This is a genomic window from Synechococcus sp. OH2 (assembly GCF_047462155.1).
Classification (GTDB): domain Bacteria; phylum Cyanobacteriota; class Cyanobacteriia; order Thermostichales; family Thermostichaceae; genus Thermostichus.
In genome coordinates, this window is the sequence record NZ_JANSIR010000126.1 from 1 (window position 1) to 4,726 (window position 4,726).

Sequence of the window (4,726 nt, forward strand, 5' to 3'; positions counted from 1 at the left end):
TCCTTCCTCTTAAAACCTGTACCCTATTTTAAATTAACAGGCTGTACCACAACATGTTGGAAAACGCTATCTCGTTTCTGCTCCCTAAAAGAAAAACAAGAAAGTGAACTCCTGACTCGTAGATTGACCATCTCGCTTGGCTATCAAAACATTCAACTTATCTTTAAAAGTATCTCTATTCATCACGTGAACACGAGTTAAGATTCTTTCATCATTTGGTAGATCGGATAGGGGGAAGCCAAGCTCGACATAAAGCTCTAGTCTTGGCAGGTCTAGCAAATCTGCCACAATTACCGAAGGACAGTTTCGACTGACAAGAACTTTCGGTTGCTCTTGGAACTGATGTAAATCCTGAACTTGCTCATAGATAGCCAGCCTTGTGCCCATAAGATCATCGCGAGAAATACGGATAGAAAAGCAAACCTCGGATTTTGCCTTATAACGATCTGGCAATTCTCCTTCACGCACCCCTGGTGGGGCTGTCGAAGCTCGTTGATCCCTACCTTTTCCCCACAAGGGGACGGGGTTGGATTGGGTGACAGATTGAGAACTGTCCTAGGAGGAGCCGGAGAAAAGGCTCAAGTTCACTAGACTGTAAATGTGATTTAGGGTACAGATTTATGGCGACTGTCTCCGCTGCTGCTACTCCCACCGCCCCAGGGACGACTTTACTCAACGTCTGGCAAGTCCTGGCCGAAAAGTTTGCTGATCAGATTGCCCTCAGGGATCCCCATGCCCAGCCGGTTCTTGAGATTTCATATGGGGAACTGTTCCGCGGCATTCAGACGCTGGCTGCCGGCTTGCAGGCCTTGGGCATTCGCCCCGGGGATCGGGTGGCCATTTTTGCCGAGAATTCCCCCCGCTGGCTGATGGCGGATCTGGCCACGCTGTTTACGGGAGCGGTCAATGTGCCCCGCAGCGCCGTGGCGGATCCGGCTGAGCTGGGCTACATTTTGCGTCACTCCGGCAGCACGGCTTTGATTGCCCAGGATGTGAAGACCCTGAGGCGGGTGCAGCCGGTTGTGCAGGAGCTGGGCCTGGAGCGGCTGCTGCTGCTTTCCGATGAAGAAGAGGCAGGAGTATTGAACTTCTCTCAGTGGCTGCAGAAAGGGCGGGAAGGCCGCTACGAGCCGCCGCGGCTGGAGCGATCCCAGTTGGCCACCATCATCTACACCTCTGGCACCTCTGGTCGCCCCAAGGGGGTGATGCTCAGCCACGGCAACCTGATGCACCAGGTGGAGAACTTGAGTGTGGTTGTACAGCCCCGGCCAGGGGATAAGGTGCTGACCATTCTGCCCACCTGGCACTCCTACGAGCGGGCCTGCGAGTATTTTCTCCTCAGCCAGGCCTGTACGCTGGTCTATACCAACCCTCGCTTTATCAAGCAGGATTTGCAACAGGAGCAGCCCCACTATCTGGTGGCAGTGCCCCGCATCTGGGAGACGGTTTACGAAGGGATCCAGAGACAATTAAAGGAAAAAAGCCCCCTCATGCAGCGGCTGATCCGCACCTTGATGGCGGCCAGCGAAGGCTACGTGCTCGCCGGGCGGATAGCCGGCAACCGGTCGATTTTGCATTACGATGTCAGCCCTTGGGTGCGAGTGGGGGCCCGCCTGCAACAGGGGCTGCTCTGGCCTGTGCACCGCCTGGCCGATGCGCTCATCTACCGCAAGGTGCGGCAAGCTTTAGGCCCCAATTTTCAACAGGCCATCAGCGGCGGCGGATCCCTGCCCGCCTATCTGGATCTGTTTTACGAGGTGGTGGGCATTTCCATCCTCAACGGCTACGGCCTTACCGAAACCTCGCCAGTGCTGTGCGCGCGCCGTCCCGACAACAATGTGCGCGGCACGGCTGGCCCCCCCTTGCCAGGCACGGAGTTTCGCATTGTGGATCCGGAAACCCGGCAGCCGCTGCCCCCCCGTGCGAAGGGGCTGATCCTGGCGCGGGGGCCGCAGGTGATGATGGGTTACTACAACAATCCAGAGGCGACCGCCCAGGTGCTCAGCCCCGACGGCTGGTTTGAAACAGGGGATCTGGGCTGGCTCACCCCCGACGGGCAACTGGTGATCACCGGCAGGGCCAAGGACGTGATCGTGCTGCTTAACGGAGAGAACGTCGAGCCCCAGCCGCTGGAAGATGCCTGCCTGCAATCCCCTTACATCAGCCAAATGGTAATTGTCGGCCAGGACCAAAAGAAACTGGCCGCCCTCATCTACCCCAACCTGGAGGCCCTCAAGGCTTGGGCCGCCGGGCAAGGGATCCCGGCTGCTGAGGCCGAGCTGCTGGCCCACCCGCAGGTGCGCGCGTTGATCTTGCGGGAGGTGCAAACCCGCATCCAGGAACGTCCCGGCTACCGGCCCCACGAGCAAATTGCCGACTTTCGCTTTTTGCCAGAGCCCCTGAGCGTGGAAAATGGCCTCCTGACCCAGACGCTGAAGATCAAGCGCAACCCGGTAGCCGAGCGCTATGCCCACCTCATCCAGGAGATGTATCCGACAGGGAGCTAAGTTTGGGATCCCCGTTGTTGCTCCAGGTGGCGCCGGAAGGTCTCCGGGGGAATGGCCCCCCGGTAGGCCCCACAGTAGTAGAGGGTGAGCACCGCCTTGTAGGCCCAATCGGTCGGCACCACGTCTGGGAAGGGGCTGGGCAGGGTGTCTGCTTGGTTGGCGGCGCAGGCCTGCAAGATCTGCTCCGTGGTGAGCTGTTCGGCCAGATCGGGGGGCAGCTCCCGCAGGTTGGCCTGGGCAAAAGCAGCACTGGGCAGGCAGAGAGCGGAAAGAGCTGTTGCCCAAAAACTAGGAGTGAGGAGGGATCGCCAGTTCATGGTTTTGAAGGGGCCGGCAAGTGTCTCTTTTCCAGGGTAATACGGGCCAACAGGGCGCTTGGAGGCTGTTCTGAGGTTAAGATGCAAAGAACCGGGGAGCGGCACTAGCGAAGATCCGGTCGAGTCTTTGCGGCCAGTGCTGGCCTTTCTCCAAGAAGACGACAACCCGATCCCTGCTGGGGGCCGCTGGTCTCAAAAACTGGCTGGGTGAACTCCTAGCTCAAAAAGCTGCAACAGCAGCAGGAGCAACTTCCCTCCCGGAAGGGAGCCCTGAGGTGCCACTCCCCTCCCTGGCAGGCGGATGATTGTGTTGAGAGCGCGATAAATCAAGGCCAATGAGCTTATCCAAAGGGCCAAGTTTTGACAGCCTGGATCCGCCGGATCCCAAGCTAATCGATGCCTGTGTGCACTGCGGCTTTTGTCTGACCACCTGCCCCAGCTACCGCGTCCTCGGCAAGGAGACGGACTCGCCGCGGGGACGCATCTACCAGATGGACGCCCTCAATCAGGGCCAAATCTCTCTCTCGGCAGCAGTGGTTTCCCATTTCGATACCTGCCTGGGCTGTTTGGCCTGTGTTACCGCCTGCCCCTCAGGGGTGCGCTACGACCGGCTGATTGCCGCCACCCGCCCGCAGATCGAGCGCAACTACCGCCGCAACCTCTGGGAGCACCTGTACCGCCAGTTCATCTTCTCCCTCTTCCCCTATCCGGAGCGGCTGCGGCCTCTGCTCTGGCCCCTTTGGCTCTACCAAAAAATGGGGATCGGCGCCTGGGTCCGGAAAGGGTTGGAAAAAGTCTCCCCGCGCCTGGCGGCCATGGAATCCCTCTTGCCCCCTCTGGAGGTGGAACAACTGCTGCCCAAGCACTACCCGGAGCGGATCCCGGCGGTGGGCAAGCGGCACTTTCGCGTGGGGCTGATCCTCGGCTGCGTGCAGCGCCTGTTTGCCCCCCAAGTGAACGAGGCCAGCATTCGCGTGTTGACCCACAACGGCTGTGAGGTGGTGATCCCGCCGGCCCAGGGCTGTTGTGCGGCCTTGCCCCACCACCAAGGGCAACTGCAGCAGGCGGAAGCCCTCGCCCGCCGGATGGTGGATGCTTTTGCCGGCTACGAACTGGATGCCATTTTGGTGACTGCCTCCGGCTGCGGCCACACCCTCAAGGAGTACGGCCACCTTTTGGCCAAGGATCCCGACTACCGAGAGAAAGCGGCCCAGTTTGCGGCCAAAGTCAAGGATATCCAGGAGTTTCTCGCTCAGGTGGGGCTGACTGCTCCCCTGTACCCCCTGCAGCCGGATCCCTTGGTGCTGGCCTACCAAGATGCCTGCCACATGCTGCACGGGCAACGGCTCAGCCAGGAGCCGCGGCAACTGCTACGGCAAATTCCGGGGCTGGAACTGCGGGATCCCGTCGATGCCGCCCTCTGCTGTGGCAGCTCTGGCGTCTACAACCTGCTGCAACCCCAGATAGCAGACGAACTGGGATCCCAGAAGGTGGCCAACCTGCTCAACACCGGTGCCCAGGGGATCGTCTCTGCCAATATCGGCTGCCGCCTGCAAATTCAGAAGCACCTGCACCTGCAGGGCAAGGCTGGGATCCCCATTTATCACCCGATGGAGCTTTTGGATCGTGCTCTCCAATTGTCTAGCTAGAGCTTGAGGGCGGCGCGGGGATCGTAGGACTGAACCCGTTGCAGCTTTTCGTAGAGCTCCCGCTCCTCCTCCGAAACACGGGTGGGCAAATAGATCTGAACTACCGCGTAGAAATCGCCCCGCTCCCCGTTGCCCTTGGGAAAACCCCGCTCTGCTAGGCGCAACTTTCGCCCTGGCTGCATTCCTGGTGGGATGCGCAGCTTCACCACCCCATCCAAGGTGGGCACCTCCACCTGGGCGCCCAAAACGGCCT

General features: G+C 59.8%; 5 protein-coding genes. 2 read left to right on the forward strand and 3 right to left on the reverse strand.

The annotated features are described in order from the left end of the window. Positions 1-84: 84 nt before the first annotated feature. Positions 85-468: a hypothetical protein gene (locus tag NW835_RS13860; RefSeq protein ID WP_414415592.1), complete on the reverse strand. Its 384-nt coding sequence runs from the start codon at positions 466-468 to the stop codon at positions 85-87. 152 nt (positions 469-620) lie between these two features. Between NW835_RS13860 and NW835_RS13865 the strand changes: the two genes are divergently transcribed. Further along, positions 621-2,507, forward strand: coding sequence for an AMP-dependent synthetase/ligase (locus NW835_RS13865; protein ID WP_414415593.1), 1,887 nt, complete (start codon positions 621-623; stop codon positions 2,505-2,507). Here the strand turns inward: NW835_RS13865 and NW835_RS13870 are convergent. Continuing rightward, positions 2,504-2,824 (reverse strand): hypothetical protein, encoded by a 321-nt coding sequence (locus NW835_RS13870; RefSeq protein ID WP_414415594.1) that lies wholly within the window; start codon positions 2,822-2,824, stop codon positions 2,504-2,506. The two genes, NW835_RS13865 and NW835_RS13870, sit on opposite strands and share 4 nt — an antisense overlap. Before the next feature lie 335 nt (positions 2,825-3,159). Here NW835_RS13870 and NW835_RS13875 point away from each other — a divergent pair, with 335 nt between their 5' ends. Then, positions 3,160-4,473: a (Fe-S)-binding protein gene (locus NW835_RS13875; RefSeq protein ID WP_414415595.1), complete on the forward strand. Its 1,314-nt coding sequence runs from the start codon at positions 3,160-3,162 to the stop codon at positions 4,471-4,473. Here the strand turns inward: NW835_RS13875 and NW835_RS13880 are convergent. Further along, a partial coding sequence (locus NW835_RS13880; protein ID WP_414415596.1) for a DnaJ C-terminal domain-containing protein occupies positions 4,470-4,726 on the reverse strand: 257 nt, incomplete at its 5' end. The genes NW835_RS13875 and NW835_RS13880 overlap by 4 nt on opposite strands.

Bases quoted from the DNA above. Each gene is read 5' to 3' on its own strand.
- NW835_RS13865 (WP_414415593.1), top strand. From the start codon at position 621: ATGGCGACTGTCTCCGCTGCTGCTACTCCCACCGCCCCAGGGACGACT.
- NW835_RS13875 (WP_414415595.1), top strand. From the start codon at position 3,160: ATGAGCTTATCCAAAGGGCCAAGTTTTGACAGCCTGGATCCGCCGGAT.
- NW835_RS13870 (WP_414415594.1), bottom strand. From the start codon at position 2,824: ATGAACTGGCGATCCCTCCTCACTCCTAGTTTTTGGGCAACAGCTCTT.